This is a genomic window from Seonamhaeicola sp. ABD4_340, assembly GCF_056312135.1.
Genome location: NZ_CM149981.1, coordinates 2,574,402 through 2,598,894, shown reverse-complemented (window position 1 = coordinate 2,598,894; position 24,493 = coordinate 2,574,402). Strand labels below are relative to the sequence as shown.

Genomic DNA, 24,493 nt, shown 5'->3' with positions numbered 1-24,493 from the left:
ATAAACAGAATGAGAAAATTAATATTTAAACCCAATAAAATGAATTTTAAAACATTGACCCTATTAGCAATTTGTATTACAATCTTAATTAGTTGCTCGACAGAAAAAACGATTAAACTTCCACTAACTCATCAGAATGGGTATGGATATTTTAACGCTTCACTTGGTGGAATTTCACCATACTCTGAAGATGAGAATAATCCATGGAAAAAAACTTATTTATCTGTAACAGGAGCACCAGAAAACTGGACTGAAATAAAATTTGGAGATATTGAGACAAATATGTATCAATCAGTTTATCAAAACTATTTGCTTGGAAACATTACTAAAATCAGATATGAAGAATTGCAAAAATCATGGGATTGGAAACCTGATACTATTGAGTTATCAAAAGAACCATTAAAAACTAAAATAGCATTTGCCTTTGGTAAAGATTCAGAAGGTGTAACAAACATGATAGTTGATGCAAATAATAATCTTGATTTTAGTGATGATAAAAGCTTCATACCATATGATTTTTCACCAAGCGAAAAAATTAACAAAGATTCTGTTGCGTTAAGCAATGCTATCAATGTTTCATTCGAAAGATTGGTAAATGGTAAAAAACAATTAATTGCTGCTCCGCTTTTCATAGCACATATGAGTCAATATAATATGTTTATGTGCAATTTTCCTCAATATTCAGTAGCTGATTTCGATGGAGAAAAAATTGTAGTTTGCTCTGATGGATTTACCAATTTATCATTTAAAAAACCAAGTATTGTTTTGATAAATGATAGTATAAAAGATGGAGATAAAATCAATCCTGAAAAACTTACAGCGAAAAATGAGTTCATTGAAATCAATGGAAACATTTATAAAAATATTGGGGTTAATTTAAATAGCAATACGCTGGAATTAGAAAAAATGACAGTGCCGAAAAGTGAATTGTATTCAACACAGATTGGTTTTAAATCATTTTCTTTTAAGGGTAACGATTTTATGACTGAATCTCAAATATCATCGGAACAATTGAAAGGTAAATATGTATTGATTGATTTTTGGGCGATTTGGTGTGGCCCATGTATACAAGAAATCCCAAACTTGAAAGAACTCTATGAAAAAACTGACAGAGATAAATTTGAAATAGTCGGAATTGTTGGAGATAGCCCTTCAAAAGGACTTAAAGATATGATCGAAAAAGATTCAATTAACTGGACTCAAATACTTTCGACTGATTCCAATAAAATCAAGGAAACATTCGGGATTCATGGATACCCAACTACTTTCCTTGTAAATCCAGAAGGAATAATTGTAGCAAAAAATTTGAGAGGAAAAGAATTAGAACAAAAGGTTCTCGGATTGATAAATGAATAAACACCAGCAGGTAACACATGGTATAGTGCATGCGGGTTTCAGTGGTTTGCGAGCGTTTGTGGCTCGTAAAAAAAGTCGGTGTAAAATGATAAGAAATCGCTTCGTAATCCCGCACGACACCATACCATAAACCGTTGCTTTCAATAGCGGCCGACGCTCACTCGAACTCTTTAAAAAAAACCGATTCTCAAAATGCCGGTTAAAATTTGATCACTCAATTGCGACCGACTTTCAGCAAAACGCTGAAAAAAACTGCAACCGATAATCACTCGGATTCTTTAAAAATTTAAAACTTTGCGTGAAAAACTACTGTTGAGGATTTTAAAAAAAATTAAATTTGAAAGCTAAAAATTAGCGTTTTGGATAAAAATTTAGCCGACCAATAAATTGCCGACTAAATAAACGCTGCGGATAAAATAACAGACACGCAAACTGACTCTGCTCACTCTTGTAGGCCGCTACTAAAAACAACATTGGCTAAAAATCATTGCGACTGAATTTTCTTCCGAAAATTCATTTCTTTTTACTAAATTCGTTTTACGGCGGAATAATCCTGCGGATTTTTCCGCAACGAATTTCTAGCCGTTAACCGTTGCCTGTAATTAAAAAAACGACATATGACAAAGAAAATAATATTGATTAGTACAATAAACTTTATGCTGATTTTTAATTATTCCTGTCAAAAAAAAACTGATTACACTGTTATATCTGGCACAATTAAAAATGGACCAAAAACAATAGAGCTTAGGTCTCAGTATAATTCTCACCGAAAAGGCATAACTATTGATTTAAATAGAGATGGAAGTTTTCTTGACACTCTAAATATTAAAAAAAAGGAACTGTATTTAATATCAGATAAGACCAACATGATTCAATTCTATTTAAGTCCATCAAACAAATACACCATTAAATACGATTCAAAAAAATTTAAAACAGAAGGAGCTACAATAAAAGGTGATAACATTACAACTAACGAATACTTTGTTAATAAATCAAGAGAGAAAAGTTTTAATGATGTTAGCTTAGAAGAAAAATCCGAAAAAGAAATAATAACCATTCTCAGTGATATTAAAGAAAAGCAACTTCAAAAACTCAATGATTCTAAGCTGACTAATGAAATGAAAATACATGAAAGAGCTTCAATTAAATATGAATACCTTAATAACCTCTCTCTCTATCTTCATGATAAATCGGGATTAAATAAAGAATTAGATATTGACTACTCCAACGAAGAAGATTATAAAAAATATGTACATTACAAATATTTGGTTACAAGCTATTACAATTTACAGCTTAGGAAAATAGAAAATGAGTCTAAAAAACTTAATCCATCTTATTCACTATTTCAAAATGCAATTAAAGATTTGGCTTTGATTGTTCCAAACGAACACATAAAAAATGACTTAATTGCAAATAGTGCAGATTTCTATTTTTTAAACGCAAAAGACACTCAAGCTTTTTACAATGACTTTAAAAAATATTATACTGGAAATGATACAATAATTAAAGCTAGAATGACAGACCTTTACTTTCGATTTAATAAATTGAAAGAAGGAACTCCCTCTCCAAAATTTGCTAATTACAAGAACTATTCTGGTGGTATAAATTCTCTTGATGATTTTAAAGGAAAGTTTGTGTTTATTAATATTTGGGCTACTTGGTGTGGTAACTGTTTTGCAGAAGTGCCAGCATTAAAAAAATTAGAACAAGAACATGAAGACATTACTTTTTTAAGTATTGCATGGAAGGACAATAAAGAGAAATGGAAAAAAGCTATAAAAAAGAAATCTTTGACAGGGATACACCTGTTTGCAACAGAAAATGATAATTATTTTTTTGAAGAATATGGCATAAATAGTATTCCAAGATATATATTAATTAATCCTGAAGGTAATATTGTAGATTATAGCACTCCAAGACCTTCAAGTGCTGAATTAGTTGATTTATTTAAAAATATTAAAATTGATTAAATTTAAATAATAACTACAGGCAACATTGGCTATAAGTAATTGCTTGTTCTCGCCTACTTCTGAAAATCCTCACGGATTTTCAGTTTGGTGTGTACTTGCAAAGTTAAGTGCTAGACCACGCAACTACTCATAGCCGAGACCGTTAGCTTTAATGCTGGAGCAAGTTTGCGGTTTGAAAAAAGACTGGTTTATTTTTCGATTTTTTTTTTTAGAATTTTAAGGTAGATAAATCAGAAAAACTGTGTGCGGAATTTCAAAATTTTCGGAATTATCACTCAAATGTGGAATGAAAAAACAACAACGGAATTACTCACTCAAGCTCTGAATTGAATTACGCTTGACTTTTTAGCTTGTTTGCACAATCGGAACTGGAAAAACAACGCTGGAATTACTCACTCAAACCTGAATTAAAAAACGGTCGGAATTTGAGCAAGTTTGCGGAATGAATTAAAAGCGGAAATTAAAGAAACTTGAATAAAAAGCTGACCGAAAAAACAAAAAACGGAATGAATTATAAAAGCACTAAAAGCTAACAACGGCTATAATTCATTACGGCGGAATTTCCTCGCGGAAATTCCATCCATTTTTGCTATCTTTCGGTCAACGTCGGAAAAATGGTCGCCCATTTTTCCGTAACGAAATCATAGCCAAAACCGTTGGCAACAATTTAAACCAAATTTTACACAATGAAAAAACTGAATTTTATTTTAACCTTATCATTAATATTAACGTTGTTTGGATGCAGTTCTGATGATGACAATGGAAACGAAAGCACTCAAAGAAACGGAACACTTATTTTTGGTTGGTTTGCAGATTCAAGCTGTTCAGGCGATTGTTCTACGATTTACAAAATAGACTCTGAAAATATTTATAGAGACGTCGATTATAATTATCCTGAAAGCACATTTTTTGAAGGTAATTTTCAGCTTATGAGTAACGCAAATTACCAAGATTTTGAATCATTAATTACTGAATTACCGAATGAAATATTTGATGAGCCAAATGGATATTTAGACTGCACCAATTGTACAAATGAAAATGGAGGATATTATTTAGAATATCAAGACAATAATGGATTTCATAAATCTTGGCGTTTCAGAAATGCTATATATCCAGATTACATAGAAAGTTATAGGAGTTTATTACTCGACAAATTAGCAGAATTAAATAGTCTTTAGAAATTTAAACGGAATAAAAAACTATTGCCAACAATGTATAAAAATAATTGCTACATTAGTGCTTAAACAAAGGTAGTTGCAGTTTTGTTACGTCTGATTTTCCTGCGGAAAATCCTCGCACACAAAACCGCAACTATTCTTATACGAGACCGTTGGCAGTAAGCTGAAAATCGATGAATTATAAAAATCTGATATTAATTTTAACCTTCTTAACTTTTGGACTTGTTAGCGGACAAAACCAAAACGCAGAAAATATTAATGTGAGATACTTATATGGCAACGATTCAGAAGTCTGGGAAGTCAATAAAATTGAACCAAATGATAGAATTATATTGACTAAAAGATTAGAATATAACAGCGAATACAAAGAATTAGTAACAATATTTTACTGGAACGGCGGACTTAAAGCTGGATATCCGAAAAACTCTGAAAAGAACGATGGAGAAACTACACCGAAAATAGGAACGTGGAAAATTGATCAAAGTAATCGGACTTTGTCAACGACTATTTCCTTGGGCGATTTCGGAAATAAATATCTTATTTTAGAATTAAATCCTAACCGATTAATATTAATGAAATTGAACAAAGAATAAAAGCCTACTGCCAACACCGTATATAAAAAATTGCTGGTGTTGTGCTAAAACAAAGGTCGTTGCACGTTTGCTACGTCTGATTTTCCTTCGGAAAATCCTCGCACGCAAACCCGCAACTTTCCATATACAAACACGTTGGGTGTAATTTGAGCGAAAATCCACAAATTTGATTATTTTACCAAAAATTGGTATATTTGATTAAAATTAAAACGGAATGAAAAATACATCAATATCACTCGGAAATTATTTTGACCAGTTTGTACAAACTCAAGTTTCTGCTGGACGTTACAAAAACGTAAGTGAAGTAATCAGAGCTGGACTTCGATTATTGGAAAATGAAGAAAGTAAAGTTATTGCGTTAAGAAATGCTATTCAAGAAGGAATAGATAGCGGAATTGCTCACGATTTCGACCCTAAAAAAAATCTTGAGGAATTAAAAGCTAAACGCAGACAGAATGGCTAAATACGAGTTGACCAATAAGGCTGTAGTGACTTAAATGGAATTTGGGAATATACAGTTGAAAATTGGTCTGAAAATCAAGCCGACAGATATTATGATATGCTTCTGGATATTTGCCAAGACATTGCTAACAATCCAGAACTTGGAAAAAATTATGACGGAATTAAATCTGACCTTTTCGGACTAAAAGCAAATCGACACGTAATATTCTATCGCAAATCAGAAGTGAATCCAATCGAAATCACGAGAATTTTACACGAACGAATGGATTTGAAAAGGAGAATAACCGAATAATAAAAACTACACCCAACAATGGCTAAAAGTAATTGCTTGTTCTCGCCTACTTCTGAAAATCCTCGCGGATTTTCAGTTCGGTGTGTACTTGCAAAGTTAAGTGCTAAACCACGCAACTACTCATAGCCGAGGCCGTTGCTTTCAATAGCGGCCGACGCTCACTCGAACTCTTTAAAAAAAATCCGATTCACAAAATGACGGTTAAAACTTGATCACTCAACTGCGACCGACTTTCAGCAAAACGCTGAAAAAAAACTGCAACTGATAATCACTCGGATTCTTTAAAACTTAAAACTTTGCGCGAAAAACTACTGTTGCGGTTTTAAAAAAAAATTAAATCTGAAAGCTAAAAATTAACGTTTTGGATAAAAAATGTAACCAACCAATAAATTGCCGACTAAATAAACACTGCGCATAAAATAACAGATACGCAAGCAGCCTCTGCTTACTCTTGTGGGCCGCTACTAAAAACAACATTGGCTAAAAATCATTGCGACTGAATTTTCTTCCGAAAATTCATTTCTTTTTACTAAATTCGTTCTACGGCGGAATAATCCTGCGGATTTTTCCGCAACGAATTTCTAGCCGTTAACCGTTGCTTTCAATAGCGGCCGACGCTCACTCGAACTCTTTAAAAAAAATCCGATTCTCAAAATGCCGGTTAAAATTTGATCACTCAACTGCGACCGACTTTCAGCAAAACGCTGAAAAAAACTGCAACCGATAATCACTCGGATTCTTTAAAACTTCAAACTTTGCGCGAAAAACTACTGTTGCGGATTTTAAAAAAAATTAAATCTGAAAGCTAAAAATAACACTTTGGATAAAAAATTTAACCGACAATAAATTGCCGACTAAATAAACGCTGCGGATAAAATAACAGACACGCAAGCTGCCTCTGCTTACTCTTGTGGGCCGCTACTAAAAACAACATTGGCTAAAAATCATTGCGACTGAATTTTCTTCCGAAAATTCATTTCTTTTTACTAAATTCGTTCTATGGCGGAATAATCCTGCGGATTTTTCCGCAACGAATTTCTAGCCGTTAACCGTTGGCATTCATTTACGGAAAATTATGAACGGAAAAGAAATATTAGATTCTATGATTGATAAAAGACTGAAAAAAGGTCGAATTCAATCCTTTTTCTTAAATGGAGAATTAGTTGATAGAATCAATGTTTCATATTTGGAATTTGATAATTGGATTAGTGTTGTCTCAACAGATGAAATAACTACAATTCGAAATAGCGGAAAATCAATTGAGGAAATTAAAACGTTCAAAAATGAAGATGCTGAATTTAGCTATCCAACTGAATTAACCGAAATTTTATTTCCTGAATTTGAAAAATATATCGGAAAGAAATTGGTAGAATGGAAAGAATTAGTTTGGAAAAAAGATAACGATTTGAGTTTCGGAATAAATTTATATTTTGAAAACAATTTGAATTTAATAATTCATAACGAGACAATTCCTGATGAAAAAAACGTATATATATTTGAGAATAAATTGCCGAGAGATTTAATTGAAAAATAAAAACGAAATGCCAACAATGTATAACCGCAATTACGGCGGATTCGACTACGTCCGAATCCACTCAGAATTGCTTAAGCTAGTTAATAACTAAAAACTTTTGGCTAATTTAGCCCGATAACTGACGGGTTATACGAAGCCGTTGGCAGTAAGTTGAACAAAACCACATGAAAAAAATCACACTTTTACTTTTATTGATAATTACATCGTCTTGTAAGCAAGAGAATGAACCATACTCAATGTATGGATTATTGAATGAAGAATTTGTTCATTCTAGCGGAATGTTGAAAGACCAAATTGCTGAAAATCTATCAAATGAAAACCTCATTAATGATGAATCAACTCAATTATATCATAGCTTAACCACAGAATACCTGAACTATTTGGACAACACTTATTCCGAACTAATTAATAAAATTGACGACCCAACTGATTACAATGGAGAACTCTCAAATAAAGAATTAGTAAACGAATTTTTCTTCATTGGAGAAAAATACAATGAAAATGCGACTGAATTCATTTCTAAATTAGAAAAATATAGAACGGAAATTTTGGCGTTAATAACAGATGAAAATTTAGGAAGAAGAATACGTTCGGAATTAAATACAGATTACGTTCTAACCCGAAAAGCAGAGAAAATTGACTATCTGAATTATATGTATAAAGATTTACCTTTAATTAGTGTTATATCTCATATGAAATACAGAGAAAAAGTAATAATTGAATTTGAGAATGATTTCATTAAAAACAGAATGTTAAATGAATAAAACCTACTACCAACACCGGCTATAGTTCATTGCTTCTGACTTTCCTCTCGGAAAGTCCTCGCAAATTTGCTATCTTCGGTGCACGGCGGAAAATCCTCGCGGATTTTCACGCAACGAAACCATAGCCAAACCCGTTACCTGCAAGCTAAAAAAAACATTACGTATGAATTTGAAAAATTTGACCTTAATTTTATTAATAGCTTGTTCAATAAGCTGTAAAACTCAAACTGAAAAGATTGAGGACAGAACAATAGAATATTATTTTGAGCAAATTGGAGATTTAGAATTATCGGAATTATTAGAACAGAAAATTTTAATTGATAGTGTAACAATAGCGGAGAAATATAAAGACACAACAAGTAATCGACTTAACAGCGAAGGATTTCAAAAGTATTCAGAAATAAAAATGAACATTTATCAGAAATTTTTCAAAGATTATTTATATCAACAAAAAGTAGAATATGGAAACGATATTTATGTTCTCTATTTTACTATGGCTGGATTTGACGATATGGAATGGAATATTGTTAAGTGGAAAAAAGAAAAATGGAAAGGAGAAGAACGATTAAACCGAGAAAGATTAAAAACCGATAATGATATTGAAAAAATATTATGGAATTACGATGAGGCAGCCAAAAACTTGGAAAATATTCGGATTTTTATCAAAAATGACTATTTAATAATGGAACGTGGGAATTTATATCATTCACTTTACGACTTGGAAAATGAGAAAGTCATTTTAAACGAGGAAAGTCCTTGGAATGCTTCTGATGGAAAAGACAAAGTGGAAATGAATAAATGGATTAAAGAAAATTTACACGAAAAAATTGAACAATATTTGAACAATGAACGTGAATAAAGCCTGCAGGTAACAATGTATAAAATTAATTGCTTGGTTCTAGCCTACTTACGAAAATCCTCGCGGATTTTCTATTCGGTTTTTATTTGCTAAATTACGTGCTAAACCACGCAACGTATCATATACAAAACCGTTGTAACACATTACCAAGCTGAACTTTCCTGAAATAGGTTGACTAAAATTTAAACCATTAATTATAGTCACTTATGAAAACACAAAATGAACACTGGCGAAAAAAAAGCTACCAAAAAGTAACTTTAGAGACTAAACTTTTAGTCGTTGACCAAATTCTTACAGGACATATCTCCAACAACCAGGCTTCTAAAAAATATGATGTCCCAAGAACAACTATTTCCTATTGGTTAAGAAAATACAGTACCTTAGTGCAACAAAATAATGGTATGAGTAAAAACGATGAAATTAAAAAGTTAAAGGAAAAGATCGAAGAACTGGAGTTTCAAAAAGACTTTCAACAAGACATAATCGCTGATATGGAACTGATTACAGGTGTCGATATGTCAAAAAAGTCATTACCCAAAACATTAGCAAAAGAGATAGAGTTAAAAAAGAAAAACCGTATAAAAGAAAATGGCTCTATGGATGTTTTGGGATATCTAAACAAGCCTTCTACAAAAGAATCAAAGCTCAACAAAAACAAGAAATAGACCAGCAAAAGCTTATTAAAATGGTCAAGGACTACCGTAAAAAAGTAGGATCTAAAACGGGGGGAATCAAACTCTATACGGAACTAAAACAGGATTTCATAAACGCTGATATTAAGATCGGTAGAGATAAATTCTATAGATTCCTTAGAATAAATAATCTTCTCGTTCCTAAAACTAAAAATTACATCACAACGACTAACTCAAACCATATGTACAAAAAATATAAGAACCTTGTAAAAGACCACGTCCCTACCCGACCAGAACAACTATGGGTAAGTGATATTACCTACATTAAAACTGAAAATGGACACAACTATCTTGCTTTAGTTACAGATGCCTATTCTAAGCAAATTATGGGATATAATCTCGATAACCATATGAGAACATCTCTTTGCACAAAAGCGCTCGATATGGCCATTAAAAACAGAAAATATCCTCATCTTAAAATCATTCATCATTCTGATAGAGGCTTCCAGTACTGCAATCCTAAATACACGCAGTTTGCAGAAGATAATAATATTACAATGAGTATGACAGAACAATATGATCCTTACGAAAATGCAGTTGCTGAACGTATTAACAGAACACTAAAACACGAATACGGTTTAAAACAAACTATTAAAAACACTGAATTAGCTCAGAAATTAACACAACAAGCAGTATATATCTATAATAACCTTAGAGCACATTTTAGCCTTAACTTAAGAAAACCTGCAGAAGTTCATCTTAATCCGAACATCGAATACAGATCTTATCGAAAAAATAATGTAAATTTACACCAACTCCACATCTAAATATTAAAATATAGCTATCAAAAAAAAGTCAACCTATTTCAGTATAATACACAAAATCAATATGAAATTTTATCTGACAATTACAATTACTCTTTTAATCTCAACATTAGGATTTTCTCAAACTTCTGAAACTGACTCAATTTCTAAAGCTAAAATAAAAAAATTGGATTTTATGGTTGGCAACTGGAAAGGAACTGGTTGGATGATGGGACGAAATGGAAAATCAGAATTTGAACAAACAGAAAGAATTGAATTTAAATTAGACTCAACTGCTGTTCTTATTGAGGGAAAAGGAATATCGAAAGGGAAAATTGTCCACAATGCACTTGCAATATTAACGTATGATAAAACTAATGACAATTATATATTTCGCTCATATTTACCAAGCGGAATGAATGCAGAGTTTAAAGCTGAAATTATCGAGAACAAGCTATACTGGTATCCAAATGATAATGTACGATATATAATATGGCAAAATGAGAAAGGACAATGGTATGAAACTGGTGAATATAAGAGAGAAAACTCTTGGAGTCAGTTTTTCGAAATGACACTTAATAGAGAACAATAACTGGCTACAACAATGTATAACCGCAATTACGGCGGATTCGACTACGTCCGAATCCACTCGGAATTGCTAACGCCAGTTCTTAACCGAAAATAATCGCTAATTTAACCCGTAACTGACGGTTATACGAGACCGTTGTACCTCATTTCCAAACTGAACGTAAAATGAAAATATTTCCGACTAACAATTATCAATTTGAACTTAAAAAAGAAAGTTCAGATGCGTTGTCTGAACTGGAAAAAAACACAATGATAACTGACTCTCTTGTTTCGGAATGGACAAAAAAAGCATTTATCGGACAAGTAAACAGAAACGGATTTAAAATAATTTCATCAAAACCTGGACGTGGAGCATTTTGTGTTTTAGAGGGAAAAGTTGAATCGTACAACGGAACTCTTGAAATCAGAATTCATAAAGCCTTCAGAGTAATGCTATCACTTATCTTTTTATTCCCAATAATCGGATTTTTAATAGCATTATTTACAAAAGAAAAAGAGATTATAATTTCTTTAATAATTCCGACTTTAATGGCTATCGTTGTTTTTAGATTTATTTTCACGGAATTAGCATTTAGAATTATATCAAAAAACGGAATAAATAAACTGACTGAAATAATCGGAATAACAAAACTAAAAAAAAACGAGGTACAACAACGGCTATAATCCATTGCGGCTGAAATTCCTATCGGAATTTCATTGCAATTTTACTATCTTTCGGCTATGGCGGAAAGAATCCTGCGGATTTTTCCGCAACGTATCATAGCCAAAACCGTTGGCAAACATAACCTAAAATGACCATTATTATTTAAAACTTTTACTGAACAATAATTTTATGATATTAAAAAAACACCTTATTTACATTATAATTTCTATTTTTTCTTTACAGATAAAGGCACAAACAGTTGGAACTGTAAAAGCAGATTACCTGCAAACAAAAAGTCCTGAATACAAAAAATTTCAGAAGTTAAGAAATGTATATTTCGACATAACCTACAAAGATTTATTGAAAAAGATAGATAGTGTTAATCTTGCATTGTCAAAAACACCAGATAATAACAAGACAAAAAAAGACGAACTTTCATATGCTAAATTTTATTATGAGGACCTTTTACCACAATTTGAAAATGATTTTAAAATAAGTAGAGAAAACAAAGATGATTTCGGAACAACTCAACATTACTATGCTGCCATGGATAGTGTTTTATCAAATATGGTTACGAGCCTAAATTTAGATTGTATGTTTGGTTCAAACACGAATCTTTTTAATTCTTTTGTTATTTACCGTAATCCTCATCTTGATATTACAGAAATTGTAGCTAATAATAACCTACAAAGTATTGACAAACTACCCTCATCAGAAACCCTTAAAATAGGCTTTATAGACATCATGAAGTTTGAAAATCCTATATCTTTTCATGATGAATCAAAATACATATACTTCTTAGAAAAAAGTTATGAGATATCCGAACCCATAACTAAACTTAAAAATAGGATTCAAGTCCTTTTATTTAATGAGAAGAAGGACAATAAAAATGAAGAGTCCATTAATGAACTCAAAAAAGAACTGAAAATACAAGAACAAATTGCAGAGACTAAACGTGTAGCCTTAGAAGAGGAAAAAAAAACTTACAAAGCTCAAATAGAATCTAAAAGAGCAAGCTCAAACAAAGAACATTACGATAAAGTAAGAAGTGCCATAAAATATATATGTGAATTAAACAATATTGATTTGGTATTAAACACTTCTGATTTTAGAATAATCAGTACAGAAACTGAAAAAAAATACCCTGAGCTGACCGATCGTATATTACTAGGGTTAAAAGAAGGTGGCGATATAACGTCTATGGTAAAATCAAAACTAAAATGGGATTCAGCAAAACTAAAAGTAGGCATAGAGCATGCAAAAATTGCTAAAGTAGATCTTGATGCTTTGGCAAACCATTTAATATCTAATAATGCAGAATTTATCAATTTCCTAAAAAAACTAGAAACCCAATATCAAGGTAGAGACTATCAAAGAGCATCTAGACACCATATTGAAAAATTTCAATACCAAGTCTATAAGTCATTGCAAGGCGAAGCTATAACATTGGCAAAATCCAAAGGATATAATGTGCTATTAGATCTTGCTTATTTTCCATCTACTGGTATGTATGGCACTCATGGAATGAGATGGAGAATGGACTACATTTATTTTCATCCTAGAAATGAACTAACACAGGCGCTGTTTGAAAAAGTAAAAGAACATAATTTCGAATATCAAGAATAATATATCAACCCACTTAGTCAAAAAAAACATGAATTTAAAACAGACCTTTCTCTTTATTTTATTAATAGTAATTGGTAACCTATGCCAAGCCCAGACTTTATATTTAACTGCTGAAAAAAAATATCATGAGTGTACTTGTGAAGGATCTACTGATGGTGATCCCAAAGTTATAGATTATGATGTTAATGGATTACTACCTTGTTGGTGGGAAAACGAACCAGAAGGAACTTTTGAAATTGTAATAGACGAAGTTGCCAAAACCATCATAAAAAAATTGGGAGAGACAGAAGAAGTATTTCACATCATAAAATATGAAATTGACGATAATAACAAAAGGCGTATCACTTTTCATGTAACTAACCAAGAAGGAGAAAAAACTCAAATTTACTTGAACGCAGAAAGTGAAGATATCACTTTTTACTACACCAAAGACGGCAAATATAAAAAGAAGCGTAGGCACGATTTTGAAATAAACTACGCGAAAATTCGTAAAGAAAATGAAAAGAAAAATTAATGTTAGATTCTACTTTCATTGAGTTTGTGATAATCTAATTTCTTGTTTAACTAAGGAAAGCAAATGAGTATACTATATTGAATAAGTGAAATTTTATGTCTAGAGAGTTTGATTCTTTTATAATAGTGCCCGAATTTACAGAAAATCCCTTAAAGGAATACCATGATTATATTGGTGCTAAAATAGAGAACAATCCAGAAATGGCATTATTGAGATTTAAGGGTATCATCGCTTCGTTTATTCATGATGCAACCGAAAAGGAAGAAAAAACAATAGCGTATTTTGAGAAACCAAACACTGGTTTTAAATCAAATATTCAAAAGGCTTTATATAAAATTGACAAGGGATTAATCATAAACAGCAATATCTTTTTAGACACCATTAGTATTCTTCCTGAAGAAAATGAAACCTATCATTTAGCAAGAATCACTTTCGTTACTCAAAACAAGGACCTATCAATTTATTCATACGGGCCTGAAATTGTGTCGATTAATAAATAACGTTTGCCAACAATGTGTATAAGCAATAGCGGATTAAGTGCCTAATCCGAGGTTATTGCGTTCTTTGTCGCTACTGCAAATTCATTTGCTTTTCGTAAATTAGCAAATGAATTTTTGCAGTAGCTTGCGTTGGTGCTAAACTGAAAGTTTTGTCTTCCGAGATCCGCTACTGCTCATACACGAGACCGTTGTAAAACATTTGACGAAATGAATCGCATCCTTCAAATTTTAGGAATTCTGATAATACTGATTAGTTGTAAATCAACTAAAGTCGGACAGAAATCGGAATTTAAAATGGAAGATGATTCTGTAAATCTTTATGCTTTTATCGGAGAAAAAATATCCGTAATTGAATTTGACCCAAATGAAAATAATATTCGAATAGAAATTGACTCAATAACTGGAGATACGATTCGGATAGTAAGTTATGTTATGGATTACGGATTCAAAAACAAATATAGAGTTCTTAAAAATGTGTTTAATGACTTGAAAACAGATACGATTGAATTTGTTGCTTATGACCATTATGGGCGACCAGGTTTTGAAAGCTATAAAAATGTGATTTTATATATTTCCTTGAATAAGGAAAAAGGTCATTATTTTCATCAAAAATATCAATATGACCAAGTACAGAAAAGCAAAAACGGAACTTGGGAAGGACTGAATGGAGAAAGCATTGAAAAGTTATTTAACGAAAAGAAAAAAGGAGTACTAACCGCTCGTGGATTGTTTGATAAATAAAAAACGTTTTACAACAATGTATAACCGCAATTACGGCGGATTCGACTACGTCCGAATCCACTCGGAATTGCTAACGCCAGTTCTTAACCGAAAATAATCGCTAATTTAACCCGTAACTGACGGTTATACGAGACCGTTGTAAAACATTTGAGAGCAACATTATCCATACTGATTTTAATTCTTCTGCTGACTGCTTGTGGACAAAACAATAACGGAAAAAAACGAGTTGCGATTGAAAAACCAATTCAACGTTTTATGACTTTTCGTTTGGTCGATAACGAATTAGTTGAATACGATATTGATACACTTAAGAATTACAATGCAGTTATAAAAATTTTGGATGAAACTGACTGTTTAAGTGAATATGCTATGTTTAAATTGGAAACTGAAGACAAAGTTTATAAAATCCAACCATTACAATTTTGCGAAAGTATATTTGATTACAAATTAAGAGAAGTACTTTATGTAAATACTGATAGTATTACTGTAAATTACAACCTAAAATTCCCAATTGATAGTTTGAAATTTGCTCTGAAAAATCATCTTTTCAACCCAACAAATGATAGGAATTACTCACTAAAAAACGAGAAAAAGCTGATTAGTATAAATGTTGATAGCACAAAAAAAATAAACGAAACGAAAAAACTATTACTGAATATAATTGAGGAATTAAATGGAATTGAAAATAAGCCTAACTTCGGTTTTATGTTTGAAAGTAGAGGAATATTGCCTAAAGCGATTATTGTGGAATAAAAACGTTTTACAACAATGTATAACCGCAATTACGGCGGATTCGACTACGTCCGAATCCACTCGGAATTGCTAACGTCAGTGCTAAACCGAAAAACTTCGTATATTTATCCGTAACTGACGGTTATACGAGACCGTTAGCCACAAGCTGAAACCAACTTTATGAAAAACCAATTGTCATTACTTTTTACCATTTTAGTTTCAAGTTTGATTTACTCGCAGACTGAATATGTTGAGAAGTATGATAATGGACAAATCAAAATTCAGGGATTTTTAACCGATAGTGTTTTAATTGGAAAATACACTGAATATTATAAAAACGGACAAATAAAAACAACTGGAGAATTCAAGAATTGTGAATATGAAACTAATCATTCAAAAATTTACAAACTAACTTGTGGAGTTGGCAATAATTCGACAATCAGAAAAGGAAAAAAACACGGAGAATGGAAAGACTATTACGAAAATGGAATTCTTGAATCTAAATACAACTATTTCTGTGGTTTAAGATAAGGAAATTTTTTCCATTACCAAAAAAACGGAAAATTATATTGGATTGACTTTTATACTGCCGACAAAGAAATGGGAACTCAAGAATTCTATGAAAATGGACTTTTGGAAAAAATCTCAACTTACTCTTATGAATATTCAGAACACGATGGACACGACTTAAAAAGAACTGTCGAAACGGAATATTATGAAGACGGTTCCTTAAAAATTCAACGAGTAATCCAAGAGTTAAAAGATGACATTGAAAAAGAGAGTTTCAAAGAATATTTTCCGAACGGATTTTTAAAAACGGAGTGTGAAATTATCGACCTCGATAAAAACGGAGTTTATCGTGAATTTTACGAAAACGGAAATACAAAATACGAAGGAATTTTTAAAGACGACGAACCAATTGACAAACAATATTTCTATAATTCAATACAATATTTAACTATCCTTATGTCTATTGACGTTAAGGCATTTGGGCAACAAATAGGGTGCAAAAAATACATAAAAAGAATAAATAAAGAGTAAACATCAATAAATTGAGCTACTAATATAGCACAAAAAAAACCGCTCGATTAGAGCGGTTTCCAAATAAAAACACCAAGCATTAATTAGCTGTACCAGAGCCTAAATAAATACTGTTTGATACTTGACTACCATCAGCAGTAATAAACGCCATAAATAACTCTACCGTATCTCCTGCATAAGTTGTTGGGATTGAAACAATTTGAGAACCTACTGTTCTGTCTGCTCCATCAAGTAAAGAAATAGATTCCTTTTTTGAGGGATTGTAAACCAACAACATCGCTTTATCAGTTGCATTTGCGTTACCTTCGGCAGAGTTATCATCCCACCCAAAAGTTACTTCTCCAGCAGTTGCTAAATCAGTCGTCGGGTTTAACGCACCAGATAAACCTCCGCGACTTACTAAAGCGTTTGGATAGTCAACAACAAAGTTAGGTTCTGTACCTGTAATCGCATTATTCAACACATACGACATTGCAGCATTAAATTCTGTTTTCTTAACTGCTAATCCTTTATACCCTAACTTAATAAAAGGCTTTACAGCCTGTAAAAATTCTAAAGTGGCAGTAAACTTTGTTCTTTGGTTTACTTGACCAACAGTTCTTGGATTGGCTACACTTGAGGGTTTAATTCTAATGTAATCAATTCCTTTCCAGCTTCCACCGATAACGTTTCCAACCTTACCTGAAAGCCCTCCTAAAATACCTTGGGAAATTTTACCCATAACATAAATAATTTAAATGAAACTTATTTTTCTTCGGACTTGGTACGGACTTAACACGAAGTTGTACCTTCCGACTGAATATATGGCAAGTTTTATGCTATTCGTTAGATATGGATTTTGTTGCTTTAGATTGCTTCTTTTTGCATTTTAGAAAATAAACTTTGAATGTATGATACTTTCAAATCTGCCATTTTTGAAATGACTTTTTGAAGTTCGGCTTCTTTTTTACTAATCGCTGACACTATATTAATATGCTTTTGCAATTGAAATTCATTATTTATTAATGATATAAAACTATTTTTTAGAGTATTTCTGCAATCATCTATTGAAATAAACGGAATAACACTTCCTTTTAAATGGTAAGCGTAAAAACCGCCTATTTGTAACATCATAGATAAGTTAAAAAGTGTGTGTTTTACCTCTTCTGTTGTAGTAGTGACAACGAAACAGTTAGCACAGGATTTTAAGAGTGGTTTTCCGCTGTTTAGCCCTTTGTTTAGTATAAAAAAATGAGGGTTTGAGTAAGCTTTTCCGACTTGGTGTGTTTTTAGTTCAAAAGTTGACATAGCTATCCAATTTAAAATTGCTTCGCTACGCTTCGCGCCATTATTTTTTTTTGAAAAGAAAAAAGATAGCCATAGTTGTTGTGGCGTGGGTAAGGCTGTCAAGGTTTTTGGATAAAAGTTTTTTTATTGAATGACTAAATCAAAAAAAAAGGTATTGAAAAAAGTTTTATTCAAAACCCGTAGGGCTTGACCTTTATAGCCTTGTGCGGTTGGCAGATGTAGCCACATATATTTGCCATCTTTTTTTATTTTAATATTTCAAATTGGTTTAAACTTGATTGAAATTGCCTTTAACTTTTCTGGGGAATTAACACTTAAAAAAATAGGTTGCATTTTGTTATTAAGTGTTGGATGAAGCGTTTGTATGGGTAGCGTTTTAAATAGTTGTTTGATAAAACAGCATTTAAACAAGCTACTTATACAGGACTTTTAGACAATAGCTAATTGCTTTTTTTGAAGCACGAGAAAAAGCAATATGCTATGGCGTATTACTACACTTTATAAACCTATTTTTTTATAACCGCTGACTTGGGTGGTGGGGAAAAGTGGACTTTTATATTTGTTAACGAAATGAAACAAACAAAGACTTGAGGTAAGGAATACTTGGACTTAACGATGGTTTTGTGCAGCTTGAATGAGATAACGAATATTATTATCAATTAACGGAAACCTTAAAATGTTTAAATGTTTAATGTTAGTTCAAAATGTGGTTAAATGTTCGGAATTGCGCGTTGGAATTGCGGATATTTTACATAATACCAGTTATAGCTACGAAAATATAAGAATACTGCGTTAGCAAACCTTTGAAAGGATTTTTGCTACTATAACTTGTATTATGTAACATAGCTTGGGTGAGTTTAGGGTTTTATGATATAATAATAACAGAATAGCTTATTGCAGTTTGGTTTGATTTTATGAAAACCAAAGCTGTAATATGCTATTACCTTAAAGACAAAAAAACGCTAAACTTGTTAGGTGAGCGGAACAACACAAAAGATAGAGGATTTTGAGGTACGAAAAAACTGGGTTTTGGGTTGTGGGGAATAAAAAAGAGCCTTCCGAAAAAGACTCTTTCATTATTGCTTAATGGTCGTGATTTGAATGGTCATCACTTTCTTCTTCACCAGATTGATTCATCATCATTTCGTGGTCGTATTTACAACAACCTGGTAAACCATCATATGCTTCTTCATCACCTGCTACTTTTTCGGTATCATATCCTGAAGCTGCGATTGCTTTATGGATTGCCATTGCATCGGTTTTTGTATCATCAAAAGACACATCAATCTTCTTTTTATCGACATCCCAATTAGCACTTGCAACACCTTCAACACCGTTAGCTGCTTTTTCGATAGTGTTTTTACACATTCCGCAATTTCCTCTTACACCAAAAGACAGGTCTGTCATTGCCATATCTTTTGACATTTCAGTAGTTGTGGTTTCTGTTTCTTTTTTGGTTTCGTTTTTACAACTTGTTAAACCTAATGCTGCTATTACAGCTACACTTAAAATTACTTTTTTACTCACGTCGATTACATTTTTGTTTTTGTGTGCGTGATTTTTCTTTGAAAAATTCATTGTTTAAAATTTAATTGTTATTACTTGATTTATTATTCTATTACTTGTTTTACTTCACCACAGGTTAGCATTGCTTCGCCAAAGTATGGATTGATTACTTTTTCTTCTTTGCTTAACCAATAAGCACCATTATTGTTATCTGCCATTGGACAAAATTCTACATAGACCTTTTCATTGATACCAAATAGTTGTACAGCATTGATTAGATGTGATGATAAATGTTTAAAATGGTCTCTTTGTGATTTTATATCGGACGTTTCAGAAATTGAAGTTGCAGAAGATTTTATTTCGCCTTCTAATGACATCCAATGGTTATGCGCCTTATTATCTGACAACAATTTCATATCTACTTTGTTCAATTTATTTAATAAAGTTGTTGCGTTTGCTGAAGTACTTATTGAATCTTCTTTTACTAAAGCATCTTTTAAATTGATATACGCATTGTAAACACTATTTAACTGTTGTTGAAATTTCTCTGATACTTCCAAACGCTCATTCATATTAGTGTGGTCACTTTCTTTGTTAGATGCATTGTTATCCATACCTAAATGACCTTCGTGTCCAGTCATTACTTTACCACCATCTTTATTCATCATAGACTTTTTGCCTTGTAATTGTGCTGCTGCATCAACCGTAAATGTTCCGTTAGTCACTATTTCATTTCCAACAAATAAACCTTCTACAACTTCATATTCATTACCAATTTGATTGCCTAATTTAATTTCACGCATTTCAAAAATAGGTTGGTCTGGATTTGTTTTAAGGTACACCACAGAACGTTCACCTGTCCATAATACAGAAGATGCAGGAATTGATAATACTTCATCATTTTTAGCTGTACTGCCTTCAATATTTGCGGTTACAAACATTCCTGGTTTAAATACATCGTCCTTATTGCTTAAAACAACACGTAAGGTTACAGTTCTTGTTTTCGTATTTAAAACTGGGTCAATGAAATCAACTTTACCTTTAAACTCTTTATTAGGATAAGCATTGGTTGTTATCATCACTTCCTGTCCTTTTTTAAAGCGGTCAATCTGATTTTCATACACATCAAAGTTTCCCCAAACTGTGTTGAGATTGGCAATTTTTAATAAGGGTTGTCCTTGTTTGATGTAATCGCCTTGCTCTACCAATTTTTCTGTAACAGTACCCGAAACGGTTGCATAAACAGGAAAGTTTTCTTTTACTTTTCCTGTTTCTTCAATCTGGTTGATTTGATTTTCAGAGAGTTTCCATAATTTCAATTTATTACGGACTGCTTTGTATAAAGCAGGTTGAGATTCTTTTAAAGAAGCTGCTGTGATTAATTCTTGTTGTGCTGCATAGAGTTCTGGCGAATAAATGGTTGCCAATAATTGACCTTTACGAACTTCTTCGCCTGTAAAACTCACATTCAAACGTTCAATTCTTCCAGCGAAATAACTTACCTGTACTGCATTGGCTTCTTCGTTTTCAGCAATTTTACCAGATAACTTTATGGTGTTGCCTTCAACATTTCCCTTGCCTACAACAGTTGTTTGAATATTGGCTAATGCCATCGCATTTTCTGTTAGTTTAAATTGGTCTGCCATTAAGCCATCACTTCCGCTTTCCGCAGGAATTAAATCCATACCACAAATGGGGCAGTCGCCTGGCTCTGGTTGCATAATCTGTGGATGCATAGAACACGTCCACATTTGATTGGTTGCTGCAACCGCATCGTGATTATGGTCTATTTCTTCATTTGATGAGCCACCAAAAAGCAACCAACCCAATAACACACCTACTACGAGTATGCCAATATATATGACTATTTTATTATTTTTCATTCTCTAATCGTTTTATCATTGCTTTCATTTCTTCTATTTCTTTACGTTGTGCTTTTATAATGTCTTCTGCTAATTTTTTAACTTCTGGGTCTTGAATATCTGCTCTTTCACTTGTTAAAATAGCGATAGAATGATGTGGTATCATTGCTTTCATCCATAGTACGTCACCAATGATTGGTGCTTGTGTTCTTACTAATCCTAATGCACCTACAAACAGGATAAAACTACCTGCAAGTATGGCTATGTTTTTCTTTCTATCATTATACATTTTTCGCATAAAAAACCACATTATTACTGCCATTGCTGAAATACCTAAACAGGTCATATAAAATCGGGTTAAGCTAAACCACACGTGGTCTATTGCATAGGTGTTTAGATACATTGTGATGTACATTGCTACAAATGAGCAAGCCAACATTATAAAGAAGGTTTTGTAATTTCCTTTGTTTGAGTGTTCTTTTGAATTTTCCATAATTATTTGATTTTATAGTTAAACTTTAATTGTTCTTAATCGTAGTGCATTTCCAATAACTGAAACAGAGCTAAAACTCATTGCTAAAGCTGCTATCATTGGCGAGAGCAATATTCCAAAGAATGGAAACAAAACTCCTGCTGCAATAGGCACACCTAAAGTGTTATAAATAAGTGCAAAAAATAGGTTCTGCTTAATGTTCTTCATTACAGCATTACTTAAATTTTTTGCTTTTACAATACCGTGTAAATCGCCTTTTACGAGTGTTATCATAGCACTTTCTATCGCTACATCTGTTCCCGTACCCATTGCAATACCTACATCACTTTTTGCCAATGCTGGTGCATCATTAATGCCATCACCTGCCATAGCAACTACTTTTCCATTTTTTTGTAGTTTCTCTACTTCTTTGAGTTTGTCTTCTGGTAGCATACTGGCTTTAAAATCTGCAAGATTTAGTTCTGATGCTACTGCTTGTGCTGTATTGTGATTATCACCTGTTAGCATTATTACATCTATCCCTTTATCTTGAAGTGCTTTAATGGCTTTAGCACTTGTTTCTTTTATTTTATCGCCTATAACTACATATCCAACTACGGTTTCATCTATTGACAAATAAGAAACTGTTTTACCCTGTTCTTGGTAAGATTTAGCTTCGTCTTTCATTTTAGAAGTAATATCCGCTTTAGCATATTCCATCATTTTAGGATTACCTAATACTACATTTTTTCCATCAATTTTAGCTTCAACACCTTTTCCTGTAACAGCACTAAAATCTTCGGACTTTAAAATTTCTGCGTTGTGTTCTTTGCCATATTTAACTGTCGCTTCTGCCAAAGGATGTTCGCTATTTGTATTTAATGACACGATGTATTGTAACACTTCTTTTTCGCTTAAAGCATCATTAAAAGCTCCAACGGTTTCAACTGTTGGTTTTCCTTCGGTAATTGTTCCTGTCTTGTCAACGATAAGCGTATTTACCTTATCCATTTTTTCAAGAGCTTCAGCATTTTTAATCAATACACCATTTTGAGCACCTTTACCCACACCAACCATTACAGACATTGGTGTTGCTAAACCTAAAGCACAAGGACAAGCAATGATTAGTACTGCAATTGCATTGACAAACGCATACACATAAACTGGTTCTGGTCCCCAAATAGACCATACAATAAATGTGATAATAGAAATAAGAACTACAACTGGCACAAAATAGCCTGAAACTTTATCTGCTAAATTTTGAATAGGTGCACGACTTCTACTGGCATCATTAACCATATGAATGATTTGTGATAATAAAGTGTCACTTCCTACCTTTTCTGCTTTCATTAAAAAGGATTGATTCCCATTAATGGTTCCGCTACTTACTTTATCTTCTTGAGATTTGTTTACAGGAATAGGTTCGCCTGTAATCATAGATTCATCAATAGTTGTTTCGCCTTCAGTTATCACACCATCCACAGGAATTTTATCTCCTGGTTTCACTTTTAGAATATCATTAAGTTCTATCTCGTCAATACTGACTTCAACTTCTTCACCATCTACTATTTTTATGGCCTTATTAGGTGCTAATTTCAACAGTTCTTTTACTGCCGAATTGGTTTTACTATGGGCACGAGCTTCTAACAACTGACCTAAAAGCACTAACGTTAGAATAACTGTTGCTGCTTCAAAATAGACGTGAACTGCGCCTGATTCAGTTTTAAATTGTTCAGGAAATACATCTGGAAACAACATCCCAAATACACTAAATAACCAAGCCACACCTGCACCGATTCCAATAAGTGTAAACATATTGAGATTCCACGTTTTTATGCTTCTATAAGCACGCTCAAAGAACATCCACGTAGCGTAAAAGACAACTGGAATGGATAAAACAAACTGAATCCAATTCCAATTTTTTTGTTCCATTATATCATACAATGGATTGTTATTGAGCATTTCGCTCATTGCAATTAAAAAAATTGGTAAGGTGAATGCGGTTGCAATCCAAAACTTCTTTAAAAGTTTTTTATACGTTTTTTCTTCTGCTGAACTATCTGCTTCCATTGGCACTAAATCCATCCCACAAATAGGACACGAACCTGCTTCTTCTTTTACAATTTCTGGATGCATCGGACACGTCCATTGTTCCTTTGAAGTTGCTGATAGATTTTGTTCTTCCACCAAATCCATTCCGCAAACAGGACAATCACCTGGTTTGTTATAGATTTTATCGCCTTCGCAATGCATAGGACAATAAAATATGCCTGTACCTTTAGGTTGCTTTTCCTTTTTAGCTTCTGAATGCTGATGGTGTTCACCTTGTTTATGAATGCTATATGTACCACCATCCTTTTTTAAGGCTTCTTGAAATGTTTCTATGGGAATATGTGATTCCATTTCTATGTTAGCTTCTGCCTTATCTAAATCGACTGTTGCTTTTGAAACACCTCCTACTTTAGAGAGCGTTTCCTCAACGTGACTGCGACAACCGTTGCAGGTCATTCCGTGTATGTAATATGTGTGTGTCATTGT

Annotated in this window: 24 protein-coding genes and 2 pseudogenes; 20 read left to right on the top strand and 6 right to left on the bottom strand. The window is 32.5% G+C overall.

The annotated features are described in order from the left end of the window. The first annotated feature begins 39 nt into the window (after positions 1-39). The 20 genes and pseudogenes from ACYX4H_RS11150 to ACYX4H_RS11055 all read left to right on the top strand — a co-directional run bounded on the left by ACYX4H_RS11150 (position 40) and on the right by ACYX4H_RS11055 (position 16,828). The gene (locus ACYX4H_RS11150; RefSeq protein ID WP_476236329.1) at positions 40-1,356 is read left to right on the top strand and encodes a TlpA family protein disulfide reductase; all 1,317 of its coding nucleotides are present in this window, start codon (positions 40-42) and stop codon (positions 1,354-1,356) included. Between the two features lie 617 nt (positions 1,357-1,973). Next, positions 1,974-3,326 (top strand): TlpA family protein disulfide reductase, encoded by a 1,353-nt coding sequence (locus ACYX4H_RS11145; RefSeq protein ID WP_476236328.1) that lies wholly within the window; start codon positions 1,974-1,976, stop codon positions 3,324-3,326. A 686-nt stretch (positions 3,327-4,012) separates the two neighbouring features. After that, positions 4,013-4,504, top strand: coding sequence for a hypothetical protein (locus ACYX4H_RS11140; RefSeq protein WP_476236327.1), 492 nt, complete (start codon positions 4,013-4,015; stop codon positions 4,502-4,504). Positions 4,505-4,677: 173 nt separating this feature from the next. Beyond that, positions 4,678-5,097, top strand: a complete 420-nt coding sequence (locus ACYX4H_RS11135) for a hypothetical protein (RefSeq protein ID WP_476236326.1) — start codon at positions 4,678-4,680, stop codon at positions 5,095-5,097. A gap of 214 nt (positions 5,098-5,311) precedes the next feature. After that, positions 5,312-5,560: a type II toxin-antitoxin system ParD family antitoxin gene (locus ACYX4H_RS11130; protein ID WP_143381536.1), complete on the top strand. Its 249-nt coding sequence runs from the start codon at positions 5,312-5,314 to the stop codon at positions 5,558-5,560. Beyond that, a pseudogene (locus ACYX4H_RS11125) lies at positions 5,553-5,851 on the top strand (type II toxin-antitoxin system RelE/ParE family toxin). The gene ACYX4H_RS11130 and the pseudogene ACYX4H_RS11125 overlap by 8 nt, the downstream one beginning before the upstream one ends. Before the next feature lie 1,075 nt (positions 5,852-6,926). Next, the gene (locus ACYX4H_RS11120) at positions 6,927-7,385 is read left to right on the top strand and encodes a hypothetical protein (protein WP_476236325.1); all 459 of its coding nucleotides are present in this window, start codon (positions 6,927-6,929) and stop codon (positions 7,383-7,385) included. Positions 7,386-7,549: 164 nt separating this feature from the next. Continuing rightward, entirely contained in the window at positions 7,550-8,149 is a 600-nt protein-coding gene (locus ACYX4H_RS11115) for a hypothetical protein (protein WP_476236324.1), read from the top strand. Between the two features lie 163 nt (positions 8,150-8,312). Then, complete coding sequence (locus ACYX4H_RS11110) at positions 8,313-9,008, top strand: hypothetical protein (RefSeq protein ID WP_476236323.1); 696 nt, start codon at positions 8,313-8,315, stop codon at positions 9,006-9,008. 206 nt (positions 9,009-9,214) lie between these two features. Next, positions 9,215-9,673: a transposase gene (locus ACYX4H_RS11105; RefSeq protein ID WP_476236281.1), complete on the top strand. Its 459-nt coding sequence runs from the start codon at positions 9,215-9,217 to the stop codon at positions 9,671-9,673. Then, positions 9,616-10,467, top strand: a pseudogene (locus ACYX4H_RS11100) (IS3 family transposase); the annotation flags it as partial. The gene ACYX4H_RS11105 and the pseudogene ACYX4H_RS11100, both read left to right, overlap by 58 nt. Positions 10,468-10,528: 61 nt before the next feature. After that, the gene (locus ACYX4H_RS11095; RefSeq protein WP_476236322.1) at positions 10,529-11,035 is read left to right on the top strand and encodes a hypothetical protein; all 507 of its coding nucleotides are present in this window, start codon (positions 10,529-10,531) and stop codon (positions 11,033-11,035) included. A 161-nt stretch (positions 11,036-11,196) separates the two neighbouring features. Next, entirely contained in the window at positions 11,197-11,694 is a 498-nt protein-coding gene (locus ACYX4H_RS11090; protein WP_476236321.1) for a hypothetical protein, read from the top strand. Positions 11,695-11,863: 169 nt separating this feature from the next. Then, positions 11,864-13,300, top strand: coding sequence for a hypothetical protein (locus ACYX4H_RS11085; RefSeq protein WP_476236320.1), 1,437 nt, complete (start codon positions 11,864-11,866; stop codon positions 13,298-13,300). Between the two features lie 28 nt (positions 13,301-13,328). Then, positions 13,329-13,814, top strand: a complete 486-nt coding sequence (locus tag ACYX4H_RS11080) for a hypothetical protein (RefSeq protein WP_476236319.1) — start codon at positions 13,329-13,331, stop codon at positions 13,812-13,814. 95 nt (positions 13,815-13,909) lie between these two features. Next, positions 13,910-14,314 (top strand): hypothetical protein, encoded by a 405-nt coding sequence (locus tag ACYX4H_RS11075; RefSeq protein WP_476236318.1) that lies wholly within the window; start codon positions 13,910-13,912, stop codon positions 14,312-14,314. 207 nt (positions 14,315-14,521) lie between these two features. Further along, positions 14,522-15,055 carry a hypothetical protein gene (locus ACYX4H_RS11070; RefSeq protein ID WP_476236317.1) on the top strand — a complete coding sequence of 178 codons (534 nt, stop codon included), beginning with the start codon at positions 14,522-14,524 and terminating at the stop codon, positions 15,053-15,055. A 147-nt stretch (positions 15,056-15,202) separates the two neighbouring features. Then, a complete protein-coding gene (locus ACYX4H_RS11065) occupies positions 15,203-15,808 on the top strand; it encodes a hypothetical protein (protein ID WP_476236316.1) in 606 nt (201 codons plus the stop codon). 159 nt (positions 15,809-15,967) lie between these two features. Continuing rightward, positions 15,968-16,318 carry a toxin-antitoxin system YwqK family antitoxin gene (locus ACYX4H_RS11060; protein WP_476236314.1) on the top strand — a complete coding sequence of 117 codons (351 nt, stop codon included), beginning with the start codon at positions 15,968-15,970 and terminating at the stop codon, positions 16,316-16,318. Between the two features lie 69 nt (positions 16,319-16,387). Further along, positions 16,388-16,828 (top strand): toxin-antitoxin system YwqK family antitoxin, encoded by a 441-nt coding sequence (locus ACYX4H_RS11055; protein WP_476236313.1) that lies wholly within the window; start codon positions 16,388-16,390, stop codon positions 16,826-16,828. 79 nt (positions 16,829-16,907) lie between these two features. Here ACYX4H_RS11055 and ACYX4H_RS11050 read toward each other — a convergent pair whose 3' ends face one another. The 6 genes from ACYX4H_RS11050 to ACYX4H_RS11025 all read right to left on the bottom strand — a co-directional run bounded on the left by ACYX4H_RS11050 (position 16,908) and on the right by ACYX4H_RS11025 (position 24,490). Continuing rightward, positions 16,908-17,549, bottom strand: a complete 642-nt coding sequence (locus ACYX4H_RS11050) for a DUF6266 family protein (RefSeq protein ID WP_054851354.1) — start codon at positions 17,547-17,549, stop codon at positions 16,908-16,910. Between the two features lie 125 nt (positions 17,550-17,674). Continuing rightward, a complete protein-coding gene (locus tag ACYX4H_RS11045; protein ID WP_036123372.1) occupies positions 17,675-18,115 on the bottom strand; it encodes a DUF6943 family protein in 441 nt (146 codons plus the stop codon). Between the two features lie 1,083 nt (positions 18,116-19,198). Continuing rightward, positions 19,199-19,693: a heavy-metal-associated domain-containing protein gene (locus ACYX4H_RS11040; protein ID WP_476236312.1), complete on the bottom strand. Its 495-nt coding sequence runs from the start codon at positions 19,691-19,693 to the stop codon at positions 19,199-19,201. A gap of 32 nt (positions 19,694-19,725) precedes the next feature. Further along, on the bottom strand, positions 19,726-21,504 hold the full coding sequence (locus tag ACYX4H_RS11035) for an efflux RND transporter periplasmic adaptor subunit (RefSeq protein WP_054851355.1): 1,779 nt from the start codon (positions 21,502-21,504) through the stop codon (positions 19,726-19,728). After that, complete coding sequence (locus ACYX4H_RS11030) at positions 21,494-21,976, bottom strand: DUF305 domain-containing protein (RefSeq protein ID WP_106688417.1); 483 nt, start codon at positions 21,974-21,976, stop codon at positions 21,494-21,496. The genes ACYX4H_RS11035 and ACYX4H_RS11030 overlap by 11 nt, the downstream gene beginning before the upstream one ends. Before the next feature lie 18 nt (positions 21,977-21,994). Continuing rightward, the gene (locus ACYX4H_RS11025) at positions 21,995-24,490 is read right to left on the bottom strand and encodes a heavy metal translocating P-type ATPase (RefSeq protein WP_476236311.1); all 2,496 of its coding nucleotides are present in this window, start codon (positions 24,488-24,490) and stop codon (positions 21,995-21,997) included. Positions 24,491-24,493: the final 3 nt, after the last annotated feature.

Coding starts and splice junctions, on each gene's coding strand:
- ACYX4H_RS11150 (WP_476236329.1), top strand. CDS start 40: ATGAATTTTAAAACATTGACCCTATTAGCAATTTGTATTACAATCTTA.
- ACYX4H_RS11105 (WP_476236281.1), top strand. CDS start 9,215: ATGAAAACACAAAATGAACACTGGCGAAAAAAAAGCTACCAAAAAGTA.
- ACYX4H_RS11060 (WP_476236314.1), top strand. CDS start 15,968: ATGAAAAACCAATTGTCATTACTTTTTACCATTTTAGTTTCAAGTTTG.
- ACYX4H_RS11115 (WP_476236324.1), top strand. CDS start 7,550: ATGAAAAAAATCACACTTTTACTTTTATTGATAATTACATCGTCTTGT.
- ACYX4H_RS11090 (WP_476236321.1), top strand. CDS start 11,197: ATGAAAATATTTCCGACTAACAATTATCAATTTGAACTTAAAAAAGAA.
- ACYX4H_RS11050 (WP_054851354.1), bottom strand. CDS start 17,549: ATGGGTAAAATTTCCCAAGGTATTTTAGGAGGGCTTTCAGGTAAGGTT.
- ACYX4H_RS11040 (WP_476236312.1), bottom strand. CDS start 19,693: ATGAATTTTTCAAAGAAAAATCACGCACACAAAAACAAAAATGTAATC.
- ACYX4H_RS11070 (WP_476236317.1), top strand. CDS start 14,522: ATGAATCGCATCCTTCAAATTTTAGGAATTCTGATAATACTGATTAGT.
- ACYX4H_RS11120 (WP_476236325.1), top strand. CDS start 6,927: ATGAACGGAAAAGAAATATTAGATTCTATGATTGATAAAAGACTGAAA.
- ACYX4H_RS11030 (WP_106688417.1), bottom strand. CDS start 21,976: ATGGAAAATTCAAAAGAACACTCAAACAAAGGAAATTACAAAACCTTC.
- ACYX4H_RS11110 (WP_476236323.1), top strand. CDS start 8,313: ATGAATTTGAAAAATTTGACCTTAATTTTATTAATAGCTTGTTCAATA.
- ACYX4H_RS11025 (WP_476236311.1), bottom strand. CDS start 24,490: ATGACACACACATATTACATACACGGAATGACCTGCAACGGTTGTCGC.
- ACYX4H_RS11140 (WP_476236327.1), top strand. CDS start 4,013: ATGAAAAAACTGAATTTTATTTTAACCTTATCATTAATATTAACGTTG.
- ACYX4H_RS11130 (WP_143381536.1), top strand. CDS start 5,312: ATGAAAAATACATCAATATCACTCGGAAATTATTTTGACCAGTTTGTA.
- ACYX4H_RS11095 (WP_476236322.1), top strand. CDS start 10,529: ATGAAATTTTATCTGACAATTACAATTACTCTTTTAATCTCAACATTA.
- ACYX4H_RS11075 (WP_476236318.1), top strand. CDS start 13,910: ATGTCTAGAGAGTTTGATTCTTTTATAATAGTGCCCGAATTTACAGAA.
- ACYX4H_RS11080 (WP_476236319.1), top strand. CDS start 13,329: ATGAATTTAAAACAGACCTTTCTCTTTATTTTATTAATAGTAATTGGT.
- ACYX4H_RS11135 (WP_476236326.1), top strand. CDS start 4,678: ATGAATTATAAAAATCTGATATTAATTTTAACCTTCTTAACTTTTGGA.
- ACYX4H_RS11055 (WP_476236313.1), top strand. CDS start 16,388: ATGGGAACTCAAGAATTCTATGAAAATGGACTTTTGGAAAAAATCTCA.
- ACYX4H_RS11035 (WP_054851355.1), bottom strand. CDS start 21,504: ATGAAAAATAATAAAATAGTCATATATATTGGCATACTCGTAGTAGGT.
- ACYX4H_RS11085 (WP_476236320.1), top strand. CDS start 11,864: ATGATATTAAAAAAACACCTTATTTACATTATAATTTCTATTTTTTCT.
- ACYX4H_RS11145 (WP_476236328.1), top strand. CDS start 1,974: ATGACAAAGAAAATAATATTGATTAGTACAATAAACTTTATGCTGATT.
- ACYX4H_RS11045 (WP_036123372.1), bottom strand. CDS start 18,115: ATGTCAACTTTTGAACTAAAAACACACCAAGTCGGAAAAGCTTACTCA.